Origin of the sequence: Variovorax sp. YR566 (assembly GCF_051992195.1) — a bacterium.
Lineage (GTDB): Bacteria > Pseudomonadota > Gammaproteobacteria > Burkholderiales > Burkholderiaceae_C > Variovorax.
Genome location: NZ_CP197092.1, coordinates 769,304 through 794,427, shown reverse-complemented (window position 1 = coordinate 794,427; position 25,124 = coordinate 769,304). Strand labels below are relative to the sequence as shown.

General features: G+C 67.5%; 21 protein-coding genes. 10 read left to right on the top strand and 11 right to left on the bottom strand.

Annotated features, from left to right (window positions below; all coding sequences use genetic code 11):
• Nucleotides 1-11 precede the first annotated feature (11 nt).
• Complete coding sequence (locus ACTG4X_RS03735; RefSeq protein ID WP_097200457.1) at nucleotides 12-986, top strand: Bug family tripartite tricarboxylate transporter substrate binding protein; 975 nt, start codon at nucleotides 12-14, stop codon at nucleotides 984-986.
• The gene (locus ACTG4X_RS03730) at nucleotides 979-2,058 is read left to right on the top strand and encodes an NAD/NADP octopine/nopaline dehydrogenase family protein (RefSeq protein ID WP_440533234.1); all 1,080 of its coding nucleotides are present in this window, start codon (nucleotides 979-981) and stop codon (nucleotides 2,056-2,058) included. Before ACTG4X_RS03735 ends, ACTG4X_RS03730 begins: the two co-directional genes overlap by 8 nt.
• On the opposite strand, the gene ACTG4X_RS03725 is transcribed toward ACTG4X_RS03730, so the two are convergent.
• The 3 genes from ACTG4X_RS03725 to ACTG4X_RS03715 are packed head-to-tail and all read right to left on the bottom strand — an operon-like array spanning nucleotide 2,053 to nucleotide 4,619.
• Complete coding sequence (locus ACTG4X_RS03725) at nucleotides 2,053-2,649, bottom strand: peroxidase-related enzyme (protein ID WP_097200459.1); 597 nt, start codon at nucleotides 2,647-2,649, stop codon at nucleotides 2,053-2,055. The two genes, ACTG4X_RS03730 and ACTG4X_RS03725, sit on opposite strands and share 6 nt — an antisense overlap.
• Complete coding sequence (locus ACTG4X_RS03720; protein WP_097200460.1) at nucleotides 2,646-3,158, bottom strand: CMD domain-containing protein; 513 nt, start codon at nucleotides 3,156-3,158, stop codon at nucleotides 2,646-2,648. The genes ACTG4X_RS03725 and ACTG4X_RS03720 overlap by 4 nt, the downstream gene beginning before the upstream one ends.
• 3 nt (nucleotides 3,159-3,161) lie before the next feature.
• Complete coding sequence (locus tag ACTG4X_RS03715; protein WP_440533233.1) at nucleotides 3,162-4,619, bottom strand: NAD(P)-binding domain-containing protein; 1,458 nt, start codon at nucleotides 4,617-4,619, stop codon at nucleotides 3,162-3,164.
• Between the two features lie 131 nt (nucleotides 4,620-4,750).
• On the opposite strand from ACTG4X_RS03715, the gene ACTG4X_RS03710 reads away from it, so the two are divergent.
• From ACTG4X_RS03710 to ACTG4X_RS03685, 6 genes are all read left to right on the top strand, one after another.
• On the top strand, nucleotides 4,751-6,418 hold the full coding sequence (locus ACTG4X_RS03710; RefSeq protein WP_097200462.1) for an alpha-glucosidase: 1,668 nt from the start codon (nucleotides 4,751-4,753) through the stop codon (nucleotides 6,416-6,418).
• A 5-nt stretch (nucleotides 6,419-6,423) separates the two neighbouring features.
• Nucleotides 6,424-8,595: a 1,4-alpha-glucan branching protein GlgB gene (gene glgB, locus ACTG4X_RS03705; RefSeq protein WP_097200463.1), complete on the top strand. Its 2,172-nt coding sequence runs from the start codon at nucleotides 6,424-6,426 to the stop codon at nucleotides 8,593-8,595.
• A 79-nt stretch (nucleotides 8,596-8,674) separates the two neighbouring features.
• Nucleotides 8,675-10,762 carry a glycogen debranching protein GlgX gene (gene glgX, locus ACTG4X_RS03700; protein ID WP_097200464.1) on the top strand — a complete coding sequence of 696 codons (2,088 nt, stop codon included), beginning with the start codon at nucleotides 8,675-8,677 and terminating at the stop codon, nucleotides 10,760-10,762.
• A gap of 91 nt (nucleotides 10,763-10,853) precedes the next feature.
• The gene (glgC, locus tag ACTG4X_RS03695) at nucleotides 10,854-12,161 is read left to right on the top strand and encodes a glucose-1-phosphate adenylyltransferase (protein ID WP_097200465.1); all 1,308 of its coding nucleotides are present in this window, start codon (nucleotides 10,854-10,856) and stop codon (nucleotides 12,159-12,161) included.
• Between the two features lie 17 nt (nucleotides 12,162-12,178).
• Nucleotides 12,179-13,660 (top strand): glycogen synthase GlgA, encoded by a 1,482-nt coding sequence (gene glgA / locus ACTG4X_RS03690; protein WP_440533232.1) that lies wholly within the window; start codon nucleotides 12,179-12,181, stop codon nucleotides 13,658-13,660.
• 34 nt (nucleotides 13,661-13,694) lie between these two features.
• Entirely contained in the window at nucleotides 13,695-16,178 is a 2,484-nt protein-coding gene (locus ACTG4X_RS03685; RefSeq protein WP_440533231.1) for a glycogen/starch/alpha-glucan phosphorylase, read from the top strand.
• A gap of 1 nt (nucleotide 16,179) precedes the next feature.
• Here the strand turns inward: ACTG4X_RS03685 and ACTG4X_RS03680 are convergent, their stop codons facing one another.
• The 4 genes from ACTG4X_RS03680 to ACTG4X_RS03665 form a co-directional block, all read right to left on the bottom strand.
• On the bottom strand, nucleotides 16,180-16,650 hold the full coding sequence (locus tag ACTG4X_RS03680) for an ExbD/TolR family protein (protein ID WP_093053993.1): 471 nt from the start codon (nucleotides 16,648-16,650) through the stop codon (nucleotides 16,180-16,182).
• 12 nt (nucleotides 16,651-16,662) lie between these two features.
• Entirely contained in the window at nucleotides 16,663-17,358 is a 696-nt protein-coding gene (locus ACTG4X_RS03675; protein WP_097200468.1) for a MotA/TolQ/ExbB proton channel family protein, read from the bottom strand.
• 15 nt (nucleotides 17,359-17,373) lie between these two features.
• The gene (gene dapB, locus ACTG4X_RS03670) at nucleotides 17,374-18,138 is read right to left on the bottom strand and encodes a 4-hydroxy-tetrahydrodipicolinate reductase (RefSeq protein WP_440534356.1); all 765 of its coding nucleotides are present in this window, start codon (nucleotides 18,136-18,138) and stop codon (nucleotides 17,374-17,376) included.
• A 182-nt stretch (nucleotides 18,139-18,320) separates the two neighbouring features.
• Nucleotides 18,321-18,884 (bottom strand): outer membrane protein assembly factor BamE, encoded by a 564-nt coding sequence (locus ACTG4X_RS03665; RefSeq protein WP_097200470.1) that lies wholly within the window; start codon nucleotides 18,882-18,884, stop codon nucleotides 18,321-18,323.
• A gap of 94 nt (nucleotides 18,885-18,978) precedes the next feature.
• Between ACTG4X_RS03665 and fur the strand changes: the two genes are divergently transcribed.
• Entirely contained in the window at nucleotides 18,979-19,398 is a 420-nt protein-coding gene (gene fur / locus ACTG4X_RS03660) for a ferric iron uptake transcriptional regulator (protein WP_019655576.1), read from the top strand.
• Nucleotides 19,399-19,414: 16 nt separating this feature from the next.
• Here the strand turns inward: fur and hprK are convergent, their stop codons facing one another.
• The 4 genes from hprK to ACTG4X_RS03640 form a co-directional block, all read right to left on the bottom strand.
• A complete protein-coding gene (hprK, locus tag ACTG4X_RS03655) occupies nucleotides 19,415-20,374 on the bottom strand; it encodes an HPr(Ser) kinase/phosphatase (RefSeq protein WP_093053985.1) in 960 nt (319 codons plus the stop codon).
• A gap of 95 nt (nucleotides 20,375-20,469) precedes the next feature.
• Complete coding sequence (locus tag ACTG4X_RS03650; RefSeq protein ID WP_093053983.1) at nucleotides 20,470-20,937, bottom strand: PTS sugar transporter subunit IIA; 468 nt, start codon at nucleotides 20,935-20,937, stop codon at nucleotides 20,470-20,472.
• Nucleotides 20,938-21,122: 185 nt separating this feature from the next.
• Entirely contained in the window at nucleotides 21,123-21,452 is a 330-nt protein-coding gene (hpf, locus tag ACTG4X_RS03645; RefSeq protein WP_056515121.1) for a ribosome hibernation-promoting factor, HPF/YfiA family, read from the bottom strand.
• A 331-nt stretch (nucleotides 21,453-21,783) separates the two neighbouring features.
• Entirely contained in the window at nucleotides 21,784-23,904 is a 2,121-nt protein-coding gene (locus tag ACTG4X_RS03640) for an ATP-dependent helicase (protein WP_440533230.1), read from the bottom strand.
• Between the two features lie 227 nt (nucleotides 23,905-24,131).
• Here ACTG4X_RS03640 and corA point away from each other — a divergent pair, with 227 nt between their 5' ends.
• Nucleotides 24,132-25,118 carry a magnesium/cobalt transporter CorA gene (corA, locus tag ACTG4X_RS03635; protein ID WP_093053979.1) on the top strand — a complete coding sequence of 329 codons (987 nt, stop codon included), beginning with the start codon at nucleotides 24,132-24,134 and terminating at the stop codon, nucleotides 25,116-25,118.
• Nucleotides 25,119-25,124 lie beyond the last annotated feature (6 nt).

Sequence of the window (25,124 nt, the reverse complement as noted above, 5' to 3'; positions counted from 1 at the left end):
CCTGGAACACCATGAAACTGCGCCTGAAACACCTCGCCCTGGGCCTCGCGGCCGCCGTCGGCCTCGCCGCCACGCCCCTGTGGGCCCAGCAGAACGACAAGCCCCTGCGCATCGTCGTGCCCTTCGCCACCGGCGGTGCGCAGGACGTGATCGCCCGCTACCTGGGCGCCAAGCTCACCGACAAGCTGGGCCAGCCCGTCATCATCGACAACAAGGCCGGCGCTGGCGGCATCGTGGCCGCCGACGCGGTGGCCAAGGCAACCGACGGGGCCACGGTGCTGCTGGCCACCGGCGGTGCGGTCACGATCGCTCCCCACCTGCAGCCCAAGCTCCCCTACGACCCGGTGCACGAACTGGTACCGGTGGCCCTGGTGGCCGACACGCCGATGACGCTGTCCGTGCGCACCGAGAGCCCCTACAAGACGGTGGCCGACGTGCTGCGCGACGCCAAGGCCAGGCCGGGCCAGGTGACCTATGCCTCGACCGGCAACGGCACCGTGTCGCACCTGACCGGGGCACTGCTGGCGCAGGCGAGCGGCACGAACCTGCTGCACGTGCCCTACCGGGGCGCCGCACCGGCCATGACGGACCTGCTGGGCGGCCAGGTGGCGACCATCGTTACCAGCGTGGCCTCGATCGAACCCATGGTCGCCAGCGGCAAGGCGCGCGTGCTCGGCACCTTCTCCCGGGTTTCCCTTCCCAGCATGGGTTCGGCCCCGACCATCGGCGAGGCCACCGGCCTGCCGGGAATGGAAGTGCCGGTCTGGGTCGGCGTGATGGCGCCCGCGCGCATGCCGGCGGCGAGCGTCGAGAAGCTGTCGGCGGCGCTGCTCGAGGTGTGCAACCTGCCGGAGACCAAGCAGCGCTTCGCCCAGTTGGGCGCGGTGAACACCTGTGGCGGCCCGGCTGCCTTGGGCAAGGTCGTGACGGAAGACAGCCAGCGCTGGGCGAAGGTGATCAAGCAGGGCGGGATCAAGGTTGACTGAGTTTTCGGGCAAGAAGTACCGCGTCGGCATCGCGGGCACCGGGGCAATCGCGCTGGCCAGCGCGGCTTGGCTGCGGCAGGCGGGCCGCGGCGTCACCATGTGGTCGCCGGGCGGCCAGGGAGCAGAAGCCTTGCGCACGCAGGCACTGGAGGCCAGTGGCATCCAGTCGTTTTCAGTGACCGTCGAGGTCGCCGACGACGCGGCCGGGCTGTGCGCGGCCTCGGACGTACTGCTGTTGGCCCTGCCGGTCAACGGCCACAAGCGCGTGATGGATGCGCTCTTGCCCTCTCTGCGCGATGGCCAGGCCGTGATCGTCAGTTCGATGGCCTCGCTGTCGTCGCTCTATCTCCATGAAGCAGCCCGCCGCGCGGGCAGGCAGATCACCGTCGCCAGCTTCGGCACGACCGTTCTGACCGCGCGCCGCGAGTCCGGCACGCAGGTCAAAGTGATGACGCAGCGCAAGGCCGTCGGCGTCTCCGCCCTGCCCGGCTCAAAAGTCGGCGAAGCCGTCGCGCTGTGCACCGCCCTCTTCGGCGATGGCTTCTCCGCGCAGGACAGCGCCCTCGCCAGCGCCCTGGCCAACGTCAACCCGCAGTCGCATGGCCCGCTCGCGGTCTTCAACTGGACCCGCATCGAGCGCGCCGAGAACTGGCCGCAGTACCACTGCATGACGCCCGGGGTGTCGCGCGCGATCGAGGCACTTGACCAGGAACGCCGCGCCGTGGCGGCAGCCTTCGGCATCGAGCTCGGCCCCATCGAGGCGCATTTCGCGCGCTCCTTCGGCACCACGTCGGAAAAGCTCGAAGACATTGCCGCCGAGCTGCACGCCAAGCGCGGCGGCCCGCCCGGCCCCACGCAGGTCGACACCCGCTACGTGACCGAGGACATGCCCTACGGCCTGGCCTTCGTCGAGGCGCTAGGCGTCATCGCGGGCGTGTCGACGCCCGCGACGCGCACCATCGTGGATGCGGCCTCGCTGGTCAACGGCGTCGACTTCCGCCGCGAGAACGATTTGCTCGAACCGCTGGGCCTGGCGAGCGAAACCGTCGCCGGGCTGCTCGCGCGCCTATGAACCGTCTGCTTCGGGGAACACCGGCTCCCCGAGGTTGAGCATCAGCCGGTTGGCCCAGGCGAAGATGGCCACCGAATGAATCAGGTCGAGGATTTCCAGCTCGCTCAGCCCGACCTCCTTCAACCCGCGCACGTCGTCGGCCGTGACCTTGTCGGGCTCCGCGCCAAGACGGATCGAAAACTCGACGATGGCCTTCTCGCGTGCCGTGGTGCCCGCGCCCGCCGGCTCCTCGAACACCTGCGAGATCACGTCGTTGCGCTTGGCCAGCTGCTCGAAGCGCTGCGCATGCACCGAGGCGCAGTACACGCAACCATTGACGCGCGACTCCACCGTGGCACCCAGTTCGCGCTCGGCGCGCGGCATGCCGCCCGGCGCGAACATGATCGCGTTGAAGGCAATCGAGCGCTGCAGCAGTATCTCGGGCTGATGCGCCAGCACCAGAAAGTATGGCGATGTGCGCGCCTGCGGGCTCATCTCGTCCAGCGCCGCCAGTTGCGCCGGCGTGGCGGTGTCGACGTTCACCGTGTCGAGCCACGGCGTCCACTTCAGCACCTCGTTGGTGAAGCCCTTGATGCGGATCGGTTGCGTCATGCCAAGGCCTCCACTGCTGCCAGCGCCTTCAGCCCCGCGGCGACGCGGATCTGGTACGACAGGAAGGCGATCAGCTGGCTCATCGCCACGATGGCGGGCGTCGACAGGCCGCTGTCGACCAGCGATTGCACGGCCGCCTTGTCGCCCTCGATAGGGCGTTCGATCAGCTTGCCGGTGAAGGCCAGCACGGCCTGCAAGCGCGCATCGGCTATGGGCTTGCCGGCGTCCACCGCCGCGGTCACGGCATCGTCCGCGCCTTCGGTCGCCAGCCGGTCGCGGTAGTGCGCAGCAAGGCTGTCCGCCTTCGACAGGCGGCAGGCATGCAGCGCCACGAGCAGCCGCTCGCTCACCGACAGGCCTTCGACGGCCGGGGAAAACATCGCGTCGTAGCTGCCTTGCGTCGCGGCGACGACCTTGTCGCGCTGGCGCCGCAGCGCCCAGGCGGGGTGGTCTGGTGCCAGCGGGACGGCGGCATCGATCACATCGGAAGTGGGGGTGCTGGTTGTCATGGTTCAGTTTCTTTCCTGAGGCGGCAGCGCGGGCGTCCATTCGTCGCCGAAGAGTTCCGGCTCGGCGTAGGCCTCGAGGTTGGCGTAGTGGTGGTCGAAGTCTTCGCGGTAGAACAGGCTGGCGATGCCGCTCGCCAGCCGCTTGGCGCCGTCGCTGATGGCCGGGATGTCGCCCGACACCGTGCCGTGCGACAGCGCCGCCGGGTAGCAGAAGCAGTGGATGCGTCCGAGCCCCGGGCATTCGCCCGGCACGCGCTCCTGGAATTCGAAGACCGGCCCGAGGTCGGGCGAGTCGGCCAGTTCCTGATCTTCGTCGCCGGGAGCGGGCACGAAGCGGTCTTTCCAGGTGCGCACCTGGGCGGCGATGCCGTCGAACTCGGGGCGGTTGGGCCAGTCGACCTTGAAGCCGGTCGAGACGATGAGGAAGTCGAATTCGAAGTCGCCCTTCGGCGTCGACACGCGCATCGAATCGCCCTTCGGCTCGATGGCCAGGATCGGGCAGCCGAAGTTGAAGAAGGCATTGGCGTGCCCCGACACCCGCAGCGTGCTGCCGTGCGGCGGCGGCACGTTTGCCACGTTGATGTAGTGGCGGATGCGCCACTTGAGTTCGTCGGGCAGGTCGTAGTGGCCCTGCGTGAGCCCCGGCACGCCCGCGCCCTTGCCCTTGTTGACGCGCGGCAGGTCGGGCCGGCGGATCAGCAGCTCGACGCTGTGCGCGCCGGCCTCCAGCGCGGTGCCTGCGCTGTCCATGGCCGAAGAGCCCGCGCCGACCACGCCCACGCGCAGGCCCTTGAACTGGCCGTAGTCCATCTCGTCGGAGGAGTGCGCCCACTTCGAACGCGGCAGCGCGTTGACGAAAGCGGGAATGGCCGGCCCGCCCAGGCCGTCTCGCCCGGTGGCGAGGACGACCCGGCGCGCCAGCACGCTGCGTTCGCCTTGCGGCGTGCGCAGGTCCAGGCGCACGCCGGTGGCATCGGTCAGCGGATGAATGCCGGTCACGGCCGTGTCGTTGCGCACGTCCACGCCCATTACGCGGCGGTACCAGACCAGATAGTCCATCCACTGCAGGCGCGGGATCTTGTCCATCGCCGTCCAGGCCTCCAGCCCGAACTGGGCCTCGAACCACGCACGGAAGGTGAGCGACGGCAGGCCCAGCGCGGGGCCGGTGAGCTCCTTGGGCGAGCGCAGCGTCTCCATGCGCGCCGTGGTCGCCCAGGGGCCTTCGCTGCCTGCGGGCGAGCGGTCGAACACCACCGCGCGAATGCCCAATTGCGCCAGCGCGACCGAGGCAGCCAGGCCGGCCTGCCCGCCGCCGATGACGGCCACGTCGAGCACGGATTCACCGCCGACTTGCCGCGCGGGCATCCAGTTGCGCCCGGGCCAGCCGAGGTATTCGAGGTCCTGGGCAAGCCGCGCTTCGAGCGCGGCGAGGGAAGAAGAAGCGGAATCTGATGTCGTCATTTTGAAAAGCGGGAGCGGCGTCCAGTGTAGAAAGCTTCACGGGTCTTCGCGCCATGCACCACCGCCCCGCACCTGCGTATCACTGGCCCGAATTTCGCATGCCACAATGATTTCAGACCACAGGGACCGGCATGGGCAGCAATACCGACAGCAGCGAATGGTGGCGCGGTGCGGTGATCTACCAGATCTACCCGCGCAGCTTCATGGACAGCGACGGCGACGGCATCGGCGACCTGCCGGGCATCACGTCCCGGCTCGAGCACGTGGCCAGCCTCGGCGTCGATGCCATCTGGGTTTCTCCTTTCTTCCGTTCGCCGATGAAGGATTTCGGCTACGACGTGGCCGACTACCGCGCCGTAGACCCCATGTTCGGCACGCTGGCCGACTTCGACGCCATGCTGGCGCGGATGCACGAACTGGGCCTGAAGCTCGTCATCGACCAGGTGCTGTCGCACACCTCCGACCAGCACGCCTGGTTCGCAGAAAGCCGCAGCAGCCGCGACAACCCCAAGGCCGACTGGTACGTGTGGGCCGATCCCAAGCCCGACGGCACGCCGCCCACCAACTGGCTCTCGGTGTTCGGCGGCTCGGCCTGGCAGTGGGATTCGCGCCGGCGGCAGTACTACCTGCACAGCTTCCTGGCGGAGCAGCCGGACCTCAATTTCCATTGCCCCGAAGTGCAGGAGGCCCTGCTGGGCGAGGTGCGCTTCTGGTGCGATCGCGGCGTGGACGGCTTTCGCTTCGACGCCTGCAACCACCAGTTTCACGACGCGCAGCTGCGCGACAACCCGCCGGCCTCGCTGGCCTCGATCGGCGAAGTCAGCACGGTGCGCGCCGACAACCCCTATGCGATGCAGCAGCATCTGTACGACAAGAGCCAGCACGAGAACCTGGCGTTCCTCGAAAGCCTGCGCCGGCTGCTCGACGGCTACGGCGCGGTGGCGCTGGGCGAGGTCGGCGACGAGAACGCGCCGCCCGTCATGGCGCAATACACCGACCGCGGCAAGCGCCTGCATCAGGCCTACAGCTTCAGCCTGCTGACGGCCGACCACAGTCCCAAGCACCTGCGCCACCAGGTCGAGGCGCTCGACGAGGCGCTCGAACCCACGAACGGCTGGGGCTGCTGGGCGATGTCGAACCACGACGTGCCGCGCGTCGCCACGCGCTGGAGCGACGGCGGCGCACCCGACACGCGCCGCGACCGGCTCTGGCTGACGCTGCTGCTCGCGCTGCGCGGCAGCGCCAGCATCTACCAGGGCGAGGAACTGGGCCTGCCCGAGGCCGAAGTGCCGTTCGAACTGCTGCAAGACCCGTACGGCCGCGCCTTCTGGCCCGAGTTCAAGGGCCGCGACGGCTGCCGCACACCGATGCCATGGACCGCCGAGGCGCCGAACGGCGGCTTCACCACCGGCGCGCCCTGGCTGCCGGTGTACGGCGCCCACCTGCCGCTGGCCGCCGGACGACAGGCCGCGGACCCTGGGTCGATGCTGGCCTTCAGCCGCACGCTGCTGCACTGGCGGCGCACGCAACCGCTGCTGCGCACCGGTGGCATCCGCTTCATCGACGCACCCGAGCCACTGCTGCACTTCGAGCGGCGCGACGGAAAGCTCTCGCTGCAGGCGGTCTTCAACTTCGGGGGGGAGCCGGTATCGATGCCGCTGCCCGACGGGCTGATGCCTCTCGTCGGACAGCCGCTTGAGCACACCGCCGTCACGCAGACCGTGGATGAAAAGCGCATGCTGACGCTGGCGCCGTACGGCGTCTTCTTCGGCACACCCGCCGTTGAAGGACGAAGCTGACCACCATGCCCTTGAAGCCGCTGCCCGAGTCCGAAGTCCATGCGCTGATGCGCGCGGAGCACGGCGATCCGTTTGCCGTGCTGGGCCCGCACGAGAGGCCCGAGGGCCTGGAAGTGCGCGCGCTGCTACCCGGCGCGCAGCGCGTGGCCGTGGTGCATTCGCGCACCGGCTGGCCGCTGGCCATCCTCGCGCGGCACGAAGGCTCGGACCTGTTCAGCGGGCTGGTTCCGGCGGCCGAAGCCCGCATGGGCTACTCGTTCCAGGTCGACTGGGAGGCGCACACCTCGCGGCTGGAAGACCCGTATCGCTTTCCGTTCGTGCTCGGCGAAACCGATGTGTGGCTGCTGGCCGAGGGCACGCACCTGCGGCCGTGGGAGCGGCTGGGCGCGCACATCCGCGAGATGGACGGCGTGAAGGGCGTGGCCTTCGCGGTCTGGGCGCCGAATGCGCGGCGCGTGTCGGTGGTCGGCAACTTCAACAACTGGGACGGCCGGCGCCACATGATGCGGCTGCGCCGCGAGTGCGGCGTGTGGGAGATCTTCGCGCCGCACGTGACCGTTGGCGACAGCTACGAGTTCGAGATCCTGTCGGCGCAGGGCGAGGTGCTGCGCAAGGCCGACCCCTTCGCGTTCTCGTCGCAGCTGCGGCCCGACACGGCCTGCGTGGTGCAGCCCCTGCCCGCGCCGGTGAAGATGCCCGAAGGCCGCGCCGCCGCGAACGAGCGCCACGCGCCGATCAGCATCTATGAAGTGCACCTGGGCTCATGGCGCCGCAAGAACGGCCACGAATGGCTGGACTACCGCGACCTGGCCGACACGCTGGTGCCCTACGTGCGCGACCTGGGCTTCACGCACATCGAGCTGCTGCCGATCACCGAGCACCCCTTCGACGGCTCGTGGGGCTACCAGCCGATCGGCCTGTACGCGCCGACCTCGCGCTTCGGCACGCCGGGCGACTTCCGGCATTTCGTGGAGGCCGCGCACGCGGCCGGGCTGGGCGTGATCCTCGACTGGGTGCCCGCGCACTTCCCGACCGATTCGCACGGCCTCGGCCGCTTCGACGGCACGGCGCTGTACGAGTACGCCGACCCGCGCGAGGGCTTCCACAACGACTGGCAGACGCTGATCTTCAACTACGCCCGCACGGAGGTGCGCAACTACCTGGTCGGCAATGCGCTGTACTGGCTGGAGCGCTACGGCGTGGACGGCCTGCGCGTGGATGCGGTGGCATCGATGCTGTACCGCGACTACAGCCGCAAGGCCGGCGAGTGGGTGCCGAACGTGCTTGGCGGACGCGAGAACCTGGAGGCCATCGACTTCCTGCGGCGCATGAACCGCGTGGTGGGTATGGAGCGGCCGGGGGCGGTGACGCTGGCCGAGGAGTCGACGAGTTTTCCCGGCGTGACCCGTCCGCCGGAAGACGGCGGGCTGGGGTTTCACTACAAGTGGAACATGGGCTGGATGAACGACACGCTGTCGTATGCGGGCACAGACCCGGTCTATCGCAAGCACCATCACCAGCAGATCACCTTCGGGCTGATGTACGCGCACAGCGAGAACTTCGTGCTGCCGCTGTCGCATGACGAGGTGGTGCATGGCAAGGGCTCGCTGATCGGGCGCATGCCCGGGGACGAGTGGCAGAGGTTTGCTGGCCTGCGCAACCTGTACGGGTACCTCTGGGCGTATCCCGGCAAGAAGTTGTTGTTCATGGGCGGGGAGTTTGCGCAGTACGCGGAGTGGAATGCGGACCGCGGCCTGGACTGGCATCTGCTGGAGCATGTCTCTCATCAGGGGGTGCGGCGGCTGGTGCGCGACTTGAACAACGTGTATCGGCACTTTCCTGCGTTGCACGAGCTTGACCATGACGGGGCGGGGTTCGAGTGGATCGTGCATGACGATGCGGATCAGTCGGTGTTTGCGTTCGTGCGGCGGGGGCGGGACGGGGCGTTTGTTGTGGCGGTTTGCAACTTCACGCCTGTGCCTCGGCATGGGTATCGGTTGGGGGTTCCCGTCTCCGGTTCCTACCGGGAGATCATCAATACGGATGGGGCGGTTTATGGGGGGAGTGGGGTTGGCAATGGGGTTGTCGAAAGCGCTCCTGTGCCTTGGCATGGGAAGGCGGACTCTGTTTCTGTCAGCGTGCCGCCGCTGGCTACTGTGATGTGGGTGTTGGCTTGAATTGCCTGGGTCTGGTTTGTTTTCCGGGGCCGGGCCGAGACCCGGCCCCGGGAAGCAGCTGCCATCGGATGCAAGCAACATGCTGAGCCCAGGCACCCCCTTCCCTTTAGGCGCAACGCTTTCAAGGCAAGGCGTCAACTTCGCCCTGGCAGCCCCAACAGCAGAAGCAGTAGAACTCTGCATCTTCGACACCACAGGCAAAAACGAACAACAACGCCTGAAACTGCCGACACACACAGACGGCATCTGGCACGGCCACCTCCCCAGCGCTGGACCAGGCCTGGTCTACGGCTACCGAGTCCACGGCCCCTGGTCCCCTCAAGAGGGAACCCGCTTCAACCCAGCCAAGCTGCTGCTGGACCCCTACGCCAAAGAGATCGTAGGCAGCTACGACGGCAGCGACATCTTCCTGGGCCACGACCCAGCGAACCCAGACAAGAGAGACACCCGAGACAACGCCGCAGTCGCCCTCAAGGCCCGGGTAACTGCACCCGGTCCGGCACCAGCAGCCACTCCCGGCCACGCGCGCATCGCAGCAGGCGACCGAGTCCTCTATGAACTGCACGTAAAAGGCCAGACAAAGCTCCACCCCGCCGTCCCCGCAGCCCTGAGAGGCACCTACGCCGGCCTGGCGGAACCCGCCGTACTCGACCACCTCCAGGCCCTGGGCATCACAACCCTGAGCCTCATGCCCGTCCAGCACCGAGCAGACGAGCAGCGCCTGCAGCACATGGGCCTGAGCAACTACTGGGGCTACACCACCATCGGCTGGTTCGCCCCCGAAGCCCGCTACTGGAGCGGCCGCCCCGGCACCACCCCCGCCGGCGAATTCCGCGCCATGGCCGACGCCATCCACGCGCGCGGCATGGAACTGGTGATCGACGTCGTCTACAACCACAGCGCCGAAACCGACGAGCTCGGCCCCACGCTCTCGCTGCGCGGCATCGACAACGCCCTTTACTACCACCTGCGCCCCGACGACCGCGCCCTCTACGAGAACTGGACCGGCTGCGGCAACTGCCTCAACCTCGGCGAGCCGCGCGTGCTGCAGCTGGTGATGGACAGCCTGCGCTTCTGGGCCTGCGAGATGGGCGTGGATGGCTTCCGCTTCGATCTCGCCCCGGTGCTCGGGCGCGATGCACAACGGGGGTTCGATGCGCGCGCGCCCTTCTTCGCCGCCATCGCCCAAGACCCGGTGCTCTCGCGCACGCTGCTCATCGCCGAGCCATGGGACATCGGCCCGGGCGGCTACCGGCTGGGCGAGTTCCCGCCCGGCTGGCTCGAATGGAACGACCGCTACCGCGACACGCAGCGCGGCTTCTGGCTGCGACAGGACCACGACGACAAGGCCAGCCTCGGCGACTTCGCCCATCGCTTCACCGCCTCCAGCACCCAGTTTGCGTGCAACGGCCGCGCGCCGACCGCAAGCGTCAACTTCGTCACCGCGCACGACGGCTTCACGCTGCGCGACCTCGTGAGCTACAACGAGCGCCACAACCTCGCCAACGGCGAGGACAACCGCGACGGCCACGGCCACAACATGAGCAACAACTGCGGCGTCGAGGGCCCGAGCGACGACCCCGCCGTGCTCGCCTTGCGCAGTCGCCTGCGGCGCGCGCTGCTCGCCACGCTGATGCTGTCCCAGGGCACGCCCATGCTGCTGGCCGGCGACGAACTCGGCCACAGCCAGCAGGGCAACAACAACGCCTACTGCCAGGACAACGAAACCACCTGGCTCGCATGGATCGGCGCGTCCGCCCCTGGCAGCGACGCCGCCCGCATGAGCGCCTTCGTGGCGCGCCTGGCCGCCCTGCGCCGCGAGGCGCCAGCACTGCGCAGCACCCGCTGGTGGCCGGCCGAAGCGCCGCAGGGCACGCCACCGGGCATCCGCTGGCTGCGCCCCGACGGCGAGCCGATGACGCCCGCCGACTGGAACAGCACGGGCACGGCCCTTGCAGTCCTCTTCAGCGATGGCACCGACGAGAACGGCAGCGCGTGGCTGGTGATGGTGAACGCAGGTCCGCAGGCCGTGTCCTTCACGCTGCCCGCGGGCACGTGGCGCCTGAGCCTTTCCACCGACCCCGGGCACGACCCGGGCGAGGTGGGCCAATCGCTAGGCGACACGGCACAAGTGCCTTTTTCGAGCATCGGGATTGCAAGAACGTAGGAGCCAGGCGCGCGGCGCGGTGCTAGTCTCGATGCAGAAACTCTGACGACGAATTCCAACAAGCGAATAGACGAACGAACGGAGACACAGGATGGACAACCTCACACCGCAAGCGCACCCGCAGCAGGAGCTGCAGGCCCATCAACTGGTACGCCGCACCATCGCCCTGGTGCTGGCCGGCGGGCGCGGCTCCCGCCTCAAGCAGCTGACCGACCGGCGCGCCAAGCCGGCCGTGTACTTCGGCGGCAAGTTCCGCATCATCGACTTTGCGCTGTCCAACTGCCTGAACTCGGGCATCCGGCGCATGGCGGTGGTCACGCAGTACAAGTCGCACTCGCTCATGCGCCACCTGCAGCGCGGCTGGAGCTTCTTGCGCGCCGAGCTCAACGAGATGGTCGACGTGCTGCCCGCGCAGCAGCGCGTGGGCGACGAGCACTGGTACCGCGGCACGGCCGACGCGGTGTTCCAGAACCTGGACATCATCCAGACCCGCTCCACCCGCCACGACTACGTGGTGGTGCTGGCCGGCGACCACATCTACAAGATGGACTACTCGATCATGGTGAAGGACCATGCCGAGCACGGCCTGGGCTGCACGGTCGGCTGCATCGAGGTGCCGCGCATGGAAGCCACGGCCTTCGGCGTGATGGCCATCGACGACGGCCGCCAGATCACGGCCTTCCTGGAAAAGCCCGCCGATCCGCCCGCCATGCCCGGCCACCCCGACGTGGCGCTGGCGAGCATGGGCATCTACGTGTTCGACTCCGAGTACCTCTACCAACTGCTCGAAGAAGACAGCGTCAACCCCGATTCGAGCCACGATTTCGGCAAGGACATCATCCCCCGCGCCGTGGCCCAGGGCCGCGCGCTGGCCCATCCTTTCGGCATGTCGTGCGTCACGCGGGCCTCGCGCGGACCCGACGCCAAGGCCTACTGGCGCGACGTGGGCACGATTGATGCATTCTGGGCAGCCAACCTCGATCTGGCCTCCATCACCCCGGAGCTCGACATCTATGACACGGACTGGCCCATCTGGACCTACCAGCGGCAGCTGCCACCGGCCAAGTTCGTGCTCGACCGACACGGCCAGCACGGCATGACGGTCAACACCATCGTCTCGGGCGGCTGCATCGTCTCGGGCTCCAAGGTCAGCAGTTCGGTGCTGTTCTCGGGCGTGCGCATCCATTCCTTCTGCGAGATCAACGAGGCCGTGCTGCTGCCCGACGTGGAAGTCGGCCGCGGCGCCCGGCTCAACCGGGTGGTGATCGACCGCGCCTGCGTCATACCCGACGACATGGTGATCGGCGAAGATGCCGCGGCCGACGCCGCCCGCTTCGAGCGTACCGAGAACGGCGTGGTGCTCGTGACACGCGAGATGCTCAAACGACTGGCCGCCTGAGGCCACAACGCCCCACGATGCGAATCCTCCAGGTCAGCGCCGAACTCTTTCCCCTCCTCAAGACCGGCGGCCTGGCGGACATCGCCGGAGCCCTGCCCCTGGCGCTCATGGCCGAAGGCGAGGACGCGCGCGTGCTGCTGCCGGGCTTTCCGGCCATCGTGGCGGGCGTGCGCGACCTGGCGCCCGTGGACGGTTTCAACGCGCCCTGGGGCGAGCGCTTCGGGCTGCGCCTGGGGCACATCGACATCGACGGGGCGCCCGGCATCCCGGCCTACGTGATCGACGCACCGGCGCTCTACGGCCGGCCCGGCAATCCTTACGAAGACACCTCGCGCCAGCCCTACGGCGACAACCACCGCCGGTTCGCGCTGCTCGGCTGGGCCGCGGCGCAACTGGCACAAGGGCTCGATCCGCAGTGGCGGCCGGAGGTGGTGCACGCGCACGACTGGCACGCCGCGCTTGCGCCGGCCTACCTGCACTTCGCGCGGCAGGCCGGGGGGCCGCACGTGGGCAGCGTCTTCACCGTGCACAACCTGGCCTACCAGGGCATCTTCGCGCCCTGGAACTTCACCGAGCTCGGCTTGCCCGGCGCTGCGTTCCAGATGAACGGGCTCGAATACCACGGCCAGGTCTCGTTCATGAAGGGCGGCCTGTATTTCGCCGACCGGCTCACCACGGTCAGCCCGACCTACGCGCTCGAAATCCAGACGCCCGAGCAGGGCTGCGGACTCGACGGCCTGCTGCGCCAGCGCAGCGGGGTGCTCAGCGGCATCCTCAACGCGGTCGACGACAAGGTCTGGAACCCGGCGACCGACGCCGCGCTGATGCAGGGCTATCACACGCCCGAAGGCCGCCACATGGCCGGCAAGGCGCGCTGCAAGTCGGTGCTGCAGCATCAGCTGGGGCTGGCCGAGCGGCCGGATGCGCCGCTCTTCATCCTGGTGAGCCGGCTCACCGAGCAGAAGGGCCTGCACCTGGTGCTGGGCGGGCTCGATGCGCTGCTCGCCCAGGGCGGCCAGCTGGCGCTGCTGGGCAGCGGCGAGACCTGGCTGGAGGAAGCCTTCCGGCAGCGCGCGGCTGCGGCGCCGCAATCGGTCGGCGTCACCATCGGCTACAACGAGACGCTGGCGCACCAGATGTTCGGTGCGGGCGACGTGACGCTGGTGCCCTCGCTTTTCGAGCCCTGCGGCCTCACGCAGATGTACGGCCTCAAGTACGGCAGCCTGCCGCTGGTGCGCCGCGTCGGCGGGCTGGCCGACACGGTGGTCGACAGCTCGCTCGAAGACATGGCCAGCGGCGAGGCCACCGGCTTCGTCTTCGACAGCTTCGAGGTCGCCGACTACGAGCGCGCGGTGCGCCGCGCCTTCGCGCTTTACGAGCGTGCGCCCGACTGGCGGCGCGTACGCGGCAACGCCATGCGGCGGCCGGCCGACTGGGCCACTGCGGCCGCGCAGTACATCGATGTCTACCGGCAGGCGCTCGAACAGCCGCGTGCCTGACCACCACAACAACTTCCACGCAACAAGGGCGCCCATGACGATCAAAGACTTCGCCTATGACCACCCCGACCGCGACGTCGCGGCCTTCAAGCGCGCTGTGGCCAACAAGCTGATCTACGCGGTCGGCAAGGACCCGGTCGCCGCCAGCCAGGACGACTGGCTCAACGCCACCTCGCAGGCGGTGCGCGACCAGCTGGTCGAGCGCTGGATGATGACCACGCGCGCCAACTACGCGCAGGACCTCAAGCGCGTCTACTACCTGTCGATGGAATTCCTCATCGGGCGCACCTTCACCAATGCGCTGCTGGCCGTGGACCTCTACGACACGGTGCGCGAGGCGCTGGCCGACTTCGGCGTCGACATGGACGCACTGGCCGAGCGCGAGCCCGACGCTGCGCTGGGCAACGGCGGCCTGGGCCGGCTCGCAGCCTGCTTTCTCGACTCGATGGCCACGCTCGGCGTGCCGGGCATGGGCTACGGCATCCGCTACGAGTACGGCATGTTCCGCCAGCGCATCGTCGATGGCCAGCAGGTCGAGACGCCCGACTACTGGCTCACGCGCGGCAACCCGTGGGAGTTCCAGCGGCCCGAGGTGAACTACCGCGTGCGCTTCGGCGGCCACGTGCAAAAGCGCGAGGGCACCAACGCCCCCTACGGCGCGGCCGACTGGGTCGACACGCACGACGTGCTGGCCGTCGCCTACGACACCATCATCCCGGGCTACGGCACGCAGGCCACCAACACGCTGCGGCTGTGGTCGGCGCGCGCCACCGAGGAAATCGACCTCTCGGCCTTCAATCGCGGCAACTACATGGGCGCGGTCGAGAGCAAGAACCAGTCGGAGAACGTCTCGCGCGTGCTCTACCCCGACGACTCCACGCCCTCGGGCCGCGAACTGCGGCTGCACCAGGAGTATTTTTTCTGCAGCGCCAGCGTGCAAGACCTGCTGCGCCGCTACCTGCGCAACCACAAGACCTTCGACCAGCTGTCCGAAAAAGTCAGCATCCACCTGAACGACACGCACCCCGTGCTGGCGGTGCCCGAGCTCATGCGCCTCTTGCTCGACGAACACGGCCTCGCGTGGGACGTGGCCTGGGCGCACACGCAGAAAGTGTTCAGCTATACCAACCACACGCTGATGCACGAGGCACTGGAGACCTGGCCGGTCGAGATGCTGGGGCGCATCCTGCCGCGGCATCTGCAGATCATCTACGACATCAACGCGAAGTTTCTCGCCACCGTGACGCAGAAGGTCGGCAACGATGTGGAGCTGATGCGCAGGCTGTCGCTGGTCGACGAGGCCGGCGAGCGGCGCGTGCGCATGGCCTACGTGGCGGTGCTGGCCAGCCACTCGATCAACGGCGTGTCGGGGCTGCATTCGGAGCTGATGAAGCAGTCGATCTTCTCGGATTTCGCGAAGATCTTTCCCGAGCGCTTCAACAACAAGACCAACGGCGTCACGCCGCGCCGCTGGCTGGCGCAGGCCAACCCGCCGCTGGCGGCGCTGCTCGACCAGCGCATCGGCAAGGGCTGGCGGCGCGACCTGTCGCAGCTCGAGGCGCTCAAGCCCATGGCCGCGCAACCGGCCTTCGTGCGTGCCTTTCGCCATGCCAAGCGCGAGAACAAGCTGCGGCTGGCCAACTGGGTCGAGCAGCACCTGAAGCTCGACATCGATACCGACGCGATGTTCGACGTGCAGGTCAAGCGCATCCACGAATACAAGCGGCAACTGCTCAACGTGCTGCACGTGGTGGCGCGCTACCACCGCATCCTCGACGCGCAGGCAGCGGGTGGGCCGATCGATATCGTGCCGCGCGTGGTGGTGTTCGCGGGCAAGGCGGCTTCGGCGTATGCGATGGCCAAGCTCGTCATCCGGCTCATCAACGACGTGGCGAGCACCGTCAACGCCGACGCGCGCGTGGGCAAGCTGCTGAAGGTGGTGTTCCTGCCGAACTACAGCGTGAGCCTGGCCGAGATCATCATGCCGGCGGCCGACCTGTCGGAGCAGATTTCCACGGCGGGCACCGAGGCCTCGGGCACCGGGAACATGAAGTTCGCGCTCAACGGCGCGCTCACCATCGGCACGCTGGATGGCGCGAATGTGGAAATGCGCGAGAACGTGGGGCCGGAGAACATCTTCATCTTCGGCAACACCACGCCCGAAGTGGCCGACATCCGCGCACGGGGCTACCAGCCGCGCGAAATCTACGAAGAGAACGCCGAACTCAAGCGCGTGCTCGACGCGATCCGCGACGGCGCGTTTTCAGCAGGCGAACCGGCGCGCTACCAGGGCATCTACGACGCACTGGTGAACTGGGGCGACCACTATCTGCTGCTGGCCGACTACGCGAGCTACGTGGCCAAGCAGGCCGAAGTCGATGCGCTGTACCGCGACTCGGATGCGTGGACGCGGATGGCGATTCTCAATGTGGCGGGGATGGGGGCGTTCTCGTCGGACCGCACGATTGCGCAGTACGCGCATGAGATCTGGCACACCAAGCCCGTGGTGCTGGGCTAGGCTAGCTTCCGGGCTTCTTCGGCGGCTCGGCCTCGGTCACGAAGCCGATGCGGCTCAGCCCGGCCTTGTTCGCGATGCCCATCAGCGCGACCACCTTGCCGTAAGGCACGGTCTGGTCGGCGCGCAGTTGCACTTCGGTGTCCTTGTTGTCGGCAGCGGCCTTTTCGAGGCGGGTGGCCAGTTCTTCGTCGGTCACGGCCTGGTCGTTCAGGAAGACCTTGCCCGAGGCATCGACGGACAGGCTCACGAACTTGGGTGCGTCGTTGGGCTGACCCGCATCGGTCTGCGGCAGGTCGAGCTTGATCGAGCTGGCCATCAGCGGCGCGGTGATGATGAAGATCACCAGCAGCACCAGCATCACGTCGACCAGCGGCGTGACATTGATGTCGGACAGTGGCCGCTGCGCGCCCGCACCCATGGCACGCCCACCGCCGCCGGCGCTGCTACCCAGTGAAGTGCGACCGAAGGCCATGGTGCTGAGTGCTCAGACCGGCATTGGCCGCGCGGGCGGCGGCGCGGCGGGCTCCGGCGGGGTGCCGAAGCTGCCCAGCAGGTCGTGCGCGAAGCCTTCGAGCTCTGCCTCGATGCGGCCGATGACCCGGCCGAAGACGTTGTAGGCCAGCACGGCCGGAATGGCCACGGCCAGGCCGAAGGCCGTCATGATGAGCGCCTCGCCGACCGGTCCGGCCACCTTGTCGATGGTGAAGCCGCCGGTCTGGCCTGCAATGCCCGTCAACGCGCCGTAGATGCCCCAGACCGTGCCCAGCAATCCGACGAAGGGCGCCGTGGCGCCGACCGTGGCGAGCAGGATCTGCCCCGCCTGGAGCCGGCGCAGCGCGCCGTGCAGGGCGTCGCGCAGCACGCGCGTGAGCCGCTGGTTGCGGTCGACCGTGGCGCCCAGCGTGCCGGCCGGCGCACCGGCGGCCACGCTCTTGATGGCCGACACGGCGGGCGACACGAGTGTCGCGCGGTCGAAGGCCTTGAGCTTCTGCTCGGCGTCGACCAGCGTGGACGACTGCCAGAACGCCGCGATGCTGCGCAGCACGTCGCGCGTGCCGCCGCGCAGCAGCCACGCCTTCCAGAGAATGATGACCCAGCTCGCGATCGACATCGCCAGCAGCAGCGCCGCCACCGAACGGCTGACGCCGTCGCCATGGGTCAGCAGATCGAGCACGCTCATCGACGGTCCTTTTGGTTAGCGCAAGCCCAGCACGTCGTACATGTCGAACAGGCCGGCGCGCTGTTCGGCCAGGAAGCGCACCGCGCGCAGGCTGCCCTGGGCGTAGGTGGTGCGGCTCGACGACTTGTGGGTGATCTCGATGCGCTCGCCGGTGCCCGCGAACAGCACGGTGTGGTCGCCCACGATGTCGCCGCCGCGGATGGCCGAGAAGCCGATGGTGGAAGGGTCGCGCTCGCCGGTGATGCCTTCGCGGGCGTACACGGCGCAGTCCTTGAGGTCGCGGCCCAGCGCATCGGCAATCACTTCGCCCATCTTGAGCGCGGTGCCCGAGGGCGCGTCGACCTTGTGGCGATGGTGCGCCTCGATGATTTCGATGTCGTAGCCCGTCGACATGGCCTTGGCCGCCATTTCGAGCAGCTTGAAGGTGACGTTGACGCCCACGCTCATGTTGGGCGCCATCATGATCGCGATGTCTTTGGCGATCTCGGCGATCTCGGCCTTCTGCTCGTCGCTGAAGCCGGTGGTGCCGATGACGGCCTGCACGCCAAGTTCGCGGCAGGCCGCGAGGTGCGCGAGCGTGCCTTCGGGGCGGGTGAAATCGATGAGCACCTGCGCGTCCTTCAGGCCGGCGCGCAGGTCGGACACGATGGACACGCCGCTGTCGAAGCCCAGGAAGGCGCCGGCATCGGTGCCGAGGGCCGGGCTGCCCGCGATGTCGAGTGCGCCGGCCAGGCGCAGGTCGGGCGCGTTGCGCACGGCCTCGACCAGCATGTGGCCCATGCGGCCCGACGCCCCGGCGACGGCGACACGGCGTGGCGCAGTGGAGGAACTGGAAGGAGTGGAGGTGGATTCAGTCACGCGGATTCAGTCTTCGAAATTTCGAAACGGCCAATGGCATGCATGGACACGGGACGGACGCCGCCTGACTCGGCGGGCGCCGCCCGCTGCTGCTCGTTCTGCGCTCAGCGCGCGGCTTCGAGCGGGGGGTAGGCGGCCGGCAGCGGCGGCAGGGAGGCCGACGTGCCTGCGGCAGCGTCGGCTTTTTTATCGTCCTTGGCGGGTGCGAATTTCTTGAGCTCGTCTTCCGAGGCCTCGAGCGTCGGCACCTTGCCCGATTTCTTGCGGGTGTCGAGCGTGGCGACGAATTCTTCTTCGCTGGGCATTTCATCGCCCTCGAAGCGGTCCATGAGCTCGCCATTGAAGAACACGGTCAGGTGGCGTTCCTGCGGGTCGACGCCCTGGCGGCGGATCGTGAACACGTAGTCCCAGCGGTTGGCGTGGAATACGTCGTTCAGCAGCGAGGTGCCGAGGATTTCACGCACCTGCTGGCGCGACATGCCCGGCTTGAGCGCCGCGACCTGTTCCTTCGACACGAAATTGCCCTGCACCACTTCGACTTTGTAAGGAGTTACAGCAGCCAGCGCGCCACGCGTGCGATCGCTGAAACCGCTGCAGGCACCAAGGCAGAGCGTTGCGGCAACGGCAGCAACCAGCAGCCAGGGACGGCGTTGGAGAATGGCAGGCATGGGAGGAAAAAGGGGGTAGCGATATGATCGGCCATTGTAGCGGCTGGCCTTTTTCGGGGCCTTTTTGCCGCAGCCCCAGGGCGCAGGAACCAACATGGCCAACATCGACGAACTGAAGAACACCGGCCTCAAGGCCACTCTACCGCGCCTGAAGATCCTCGAGATCTTCCAGACCGGCAGCCAACGGCACATGACGGCGGAAGACGTGTTTCGCGTGCTGCTGAACGAACATTCCGACATCGGCCTGGCCACCGTCTACCGGGTGCTGACGCAGTTCGAGCAGGCCGGCATCCTCGAGCGCAGCCACTTCGAAAGCGGCAAGGCCGTATACGAGCTGAACGAAGGCACGCACCACGACCACCTGATCTGCACCTCCTGCGGCAAGGTCGAGGAGTTCTACGACGCCGAGATCGAACGCCGCCAGCAGATGATCGCCAAGGACAAGGGCTGGATCCTGCAGGACCACGCCATGTCGCTGTACGGCCTGTGCGGAGACTGCGCAAAGAAGCGCTGATCCGTCTCCCTCGTTTTCAGTCCCCGTCGCGGGAGTTTTCCATCGCCTTGTGGTGGCGCGCCACGAAGTCGGCGTACGTGTCGATGCCGCGCAGCTGCAGGATCGAATTGCGCACCGCCGCTTCCACCAGCACGGCGATGTTGCGCCCCGCCACCACCTGGATGATGACCTTGCGCACCGGGATGCCCAGCACGTCCTGCGTGAGCGGCGCCGAGGGCATGCGCTCGTAGTCGCGCTCGAAGCTGTCGCGCCGCACGAGGTGCACGATGAGCTTCAGCCGCATCTTCCGGCGCACCGCCGTCTCGCCGAAGATCGCGCGGATGTCCAGCAGGCCGATGCCGCGCACTTCGAGCAGGTTCAGCAGCAGGTCGGGACAGCGGCCTTCGATGGTGTTCTGGTTGATGCGGAACAGGTCGACCGCATCGTCGGCCACGAGGCCATTGCCGCGCGAGATCAGCTCCAGTCCCAGCTCGCTCTTGCCCAGGCCCGACTCGCCCGTGATCATCACGCCCATGCCCAGGATGTCCATGAACACGCCGTGCATCGAGGTGCGCTCGGCAAAGTGCTTGGACAGGTACGCGCGCAGCAGGTCGATCACGAAGGCCGACGACTCGCGCGTGGCGAACAGCGGCAGCTGGGCGCGCTCGCAGATCGACAGCAGCTCGTCGGGCGCAGCCTGGCCGTCGGCCAGCACCAGCATCGGCGGCTCCAGCGTGACGATGCGGGCGATGCGCCGCGCGCAGTCTTCCTCGCTGCCGCGCGTCAGGTAGGCCACCTCGCGGGCGCCGAGGATCTGCACGCGGTACGGGTGGATGTAGTTGAGATAGCCAACAAGGTCGGCCGCCGACTGGGCGCGGCTGATGACTTCGGGGTCGAACTGGCGCTCTGAAGCACCGAGCCCCGCGAGCCATTCCCAGCGGAGCGAACCGCGGAACTCCTCGAACATGGCATCGGCGCTGATGACGGTCGGCTTCATGCGTTCAGGAGACGGCGCCCGGCGCCGGCATTGGATGAGTGACGGGAAGAAGTGCCGCGCAGCTTATCAGCAGCCGCACGCGCCGACACATGCGCTCAGGCGACTTGGGTCGACTGCCAGCCGGCAATGAGGCCGTGCAATGCAGAAGCGTCGGTGCTGGACTTGATCTGCTCGCGCAGGCTGGCGTCGCTCAGCAGTTCGGCGATTTCCGAGAGGATTTCGAGGTGCTTCTGCGTGGCCGCTTCGGGCACCAGCAGGAAGATCAGCAGCGCGACGGGTTGCTCGTCGGGTGCGTCGAAGCCGATGGGGTTGGCCAGCTGGAACACCGCGGCCATCGGCGCCTTGAGGCCCTTGATGCGGCCATGCGGAATGGCAACGCCGTGGCCCAAACCGGTGGAGCCGAGGCGCTCGCGGGCAAACAGGCTGTCGGTGATGAGGGCACGGCCCAGACCGTGAAGGCTTTCGAACAGCAGGCCGGCTTCTTCGAAAGCACGTTTCTTGCTAGTAGCGTCAACGCTCACAAGCACTTGAGCGGGCGGCAGGATGGACGCGAGGCGATTCATGGTGGGTGCAGAGCGGGGGCGATTATGCACCCGCTTGGTAAAAACCCCCAGTCCCCCTATTTACTTTCTGTCTACATGTTGTCCTGAGGCCTCGTGCTTCCCTCTGGGGGCTTGCCAAAGCCCTACCGCAACAGTCGGAAAACAAAAAGCCGCCCGAAGGCGGCCTTGATGCGAGCTGGGGGCTCTTACATCACGCGCTTGGGCGCCGCGTGATGGTGGTCCTGCAGGCGATCCTTGTGGCGCACCACCTGGCGGTCGAGCTTGTCGACCAGTTCATCGACCGCAGCGTAGAGATCAGCGTGGCTCGACTCCGCGAACATGTCATTGCCCTTGACGTGAATGTTGCACTCCGCCCTTTGGCGGCGTTCCTTTTCCTTCTGCTTTTCCACCGTGAGGATCACCTTCACATCGACAACCTGGTCGAAATGTCGGGTGATCCGGTCCAGCTTGCTCGTGACGTAGGTGCGCAAGGCAGGGGTGACGTCGAGGTGATGACCGCTGATCGTCAAATTCATGAATGACCTCCTGGAATTGACGGTTGGGGAAATGGCCGCGCTACGGAATGCAGCGTGGCCGGCGAAAAACGGGAGTTTTGAGAGGGGGAACGCGGGGAAGGGAAGAAGAGGAAAGAGGGGTGGGTCGATTCACTATGCCCAAGCTGTCACGGTATTGCAATACCTGAGTTGCCCGGGGTTTTGCGGCTTCGTGCGCAGCTTTTCACACGCTAGCGAATCAATAGCAGCTGGCGCTCGCGGGGCAGGCGATGCGGCGCTTCGGGAACAAATGTTTCAGCCTCGGTCCACGTGTGACCCTGCCACCGGAAGGGCCAGCGGCCCGCTCAGCGATTCAGCGCCAGGCCGCGCGCATCCGGTTGCGCAGGTCGATCACCGCGCTCGGTGGCGGCACGGCCGGCGGGCGCACCGGCGCAGGCGGCCAGGTCTGCTGCTCGAAGCCTTCGAGATCGGCATCGGCGATGAAGCGCGTGCGGTTGGCATACAAGTGCCGGTCGCCGCGCGCCGCCTGCTGCGTGATGTGGAAGCGCTGCGGTATCAGCAGGTGCAGGTGGTCGCGCGCCCGGGTCATTGCCACGTACAGCAGCCGGCGCTCTTCTTCCAGCTCGTGCGCGCTCTGCGCTACGTCGGCCGGCAGGCAGCCGTCGACCACGTTGAGCACGTGCACCGAATTCCACTCCTGCCCCTTGGCCGAATGGATGGTCGAGAGGATCAGGTAGTCCTCGTCGAGCAGCGGCGGGCCCGGACGGTCACTGGTGGCTTCGGGCGGGTCGAGCGTGAGTTCGGTGAGGAAGCGTTCGCGCGAGGCATACCCGGCCGCGAGCCGCGCCAGTTGCTCCACGTCTGCGCGCCGCACGCCGGAGGTGTCTTCGTACAGCCGCTCCAGGTGCGGCAGATACCAGTCCATTGCCAGCTCGACATCGGCCGGCCACTTCAGCGCGGGTGCGCGCAAGGCGGCGTAGGCCTCGGCAAAGTCGGCCCACTGCGCGCGTGCCGCGGAAGGCGGCACAAAGTCGCGCACCGCTGCGGCGGGGTCGGCCGCCTGGTCCATTGCATCGAGCAGGCGCGCGCCCGTGACAGGGCCGATGCCCGGGATCAGCTGCGTCACGCGAAAGCCCGCCATGCGCCCGCGCGGGTTCTGCGCAAAGCGCAGCACCGCGAGCAGGTCTTTCACATGCGAGGCCTCGAGAAACTTGAGCCCGCCGAACTTCACGAACGGGATGTTGCGCCGCGCCAGTTCGAGTTCGAGTGCCGCGCTGTGCGTCGAGGTGCGGAACAGCACCGCCTGCGACTTCAGTGCGAGCCCGCCCTCGCGGTGCGCCAGCACCTTGTCGGCCACCCAGCGCGCCTGCCCCGCTTCGTCGGGCACGAGCACCAGCAGCGGCTTGCCGGCCGAGGGCTTGTCGGTCCACAGCGTCTTGGCATGCCGCTCGGCCGCATGCGCGATCACGCGGTTCGAGACATCGAGGATCGGCTGCGTCGAACGGTAGTTGCGCTCCAGCGTGACCACGCGCGCGGCCTGCGTGAACTGCGACGGAAAGTCGAGGATGTTGCGCACCGTCGCGCCGCGAAAGGAATAGATCGACTGCGCGTCATCGCCCACCACTGTCACGCCGCGCCCGTCGGGCTTGATCGCGAGCAGGATCGAAGCCTGCAGCAGGTTGGTGTCCTGGTACTCGTCGACCAGCACGTGGTCGAAGCGCTCGCCGATGTGCGCAGCCAGCGCGGGCTCCGCGGCCATCTCAGCCCAGTAGAGCAGCAGGTCGTCGTAGTCGAGCACGTTCTGCCGCTGCTTGGCCTCTACGTAGGCGCCGAACAGCTTCTTCAGCTCGGCCTCCCATTCATCGCACCAGGGAAAGGCCTCCTTCAGCACATCGGCCAGCGGCGCGCGCGTGTTCACGCAGCGCGAGTAGATCGACAGGCAGGTGCCCTTGCGCGGAAAACGATTGACGGTGGAAGACAGGCCCAGCTCGTGACGCACCAGCCCCATCAGGTCTTCGGCATCGCCGCGGTCGTGGATGGTGAAGTTCTCGTCGAGGCCAATCTGCGGCGCGTACTCGCGCAGCAGCCGCGCGCCGATGCCGTGGAAGGTGCCGGCCCACGGCAGCGCGGGCGGGGCTTCGGACTTCAGGCCGAGCGCACGTGCCAGCGCCTGGCCTGCGCGGCGCTCCATCTCCTGCGCGGCACGGCGCGAGAAGGTCAGCAGCAGCAGGCGCTGCGGATCGACACCGCGGGCAATGAGGTGTGCGACACGGTGCGCCAGCGTGCTGGTCTTGCCCGAACCGGCGCCGGCAATGACGAGCAACGGCCGCTCGTCACGCTCGGCAATGGCTGCTCCCACCCCATGTTCGACCGCCGCGCGCTGCGCGTCGTTGAGCGTGGCCAACGCGGCGGCCAGGCGCTCGGCCTGGGTCTTCGCGGCAGCGGAAAAAGCGGGGAGCGCAGCAGTCTGCATGGGCACGACTTTACTGTATGCCCGTCCAGTCCAGCCACCGTGCTGCCATGTGGCCGGTGACATAATCGCGCCTCGCTGCAACCGGAGATTCTTCCCAATGGAAACCGCCCCGTCTCGGCAGCTTTCAACTCCCTTTCACTGACGCGTTTTTCTTAGCGCACGTCGGGCCCGGGAATTGAAAGCGCCCCTCCCTCGCCCATCGTTCAGTCATTCCCGGGAGTGAGCCAATGCTCAACATCTTCACGCTCGCCAACGGCCGCCTCGTTCAGGAAGAAATCGAGGCGCTCGAAGAGCTCTCCAAGTTTCAGCCGATCTGGGTCGACCTCGAGTCGCCCACGCTCGAAGAAAAGCGCTGGATCAAGCAGTACTACGGCCTGTCCATTCCCGAAGACGCGATGGACGAGGACATCGAGGAGTCGGCCCGCTTCTACGAAGAAGACAACGGCGAGCTGCACATCCGCTCCGACTTCTTGATCGACGACGACGAAGACCCGCGCACCGTGCGCGTGGCCTTCATCCTCAACCAGCACAACACCGACCTGCGCAGCCGCGGCGTGCTGTTCTCGATCCATGACGAAGACGTGCCCGTGTTCCGCCTGCTGCGCATGCGCGCGCGCCGCGCACCGGGGCTGATCGAAGACGCCAAGGAAGTGATGCTCAAGCTCTTCGACGCCGACGCCGAATACTCGGCCGACACGCTGGAGAACATCTACGACGAGCTCGAAGTGGCCGGCAAGAAGGTGCTCTCGGGCAATGTCAGCGACGAGCTGGCCGGCGAAGTGCTCGGCGCCATCGCGCGGCAGGAAGACTTGAACGGCCGCATCCGCCGCAACGTGATGGACACGCGCCGCGCGGTCAGCTTCATGATGCGCAGCAAGATGCTCAACGCCGAGCAGTTCGAGGAAGCCCGGCAGATCCTGCGCGACATCGAGTCGCTGGACAACCACACGGCCTTCCTGTTCGACAAGATCAACTTCCTGATGGATGCGACCGTCGGTTTCATCAACATCAACCAGAACAAGACCATCAAGATCTTCTCGGTGGCCAGCGTCGCGCTGCTGCCGCCCACGCTGATCGCCAGCATCTACGGCATGAACTTCAAGTTCATGCCGGAGCTCGACTGGGCCATGGGCTATCCGTATGCCATCGTGCTGATGGCGGCGAGCGCGCTGGTGCCGATGTGGTACTTCCGCCGGCGCGGCTGGTTGAAGTAGCAGCCA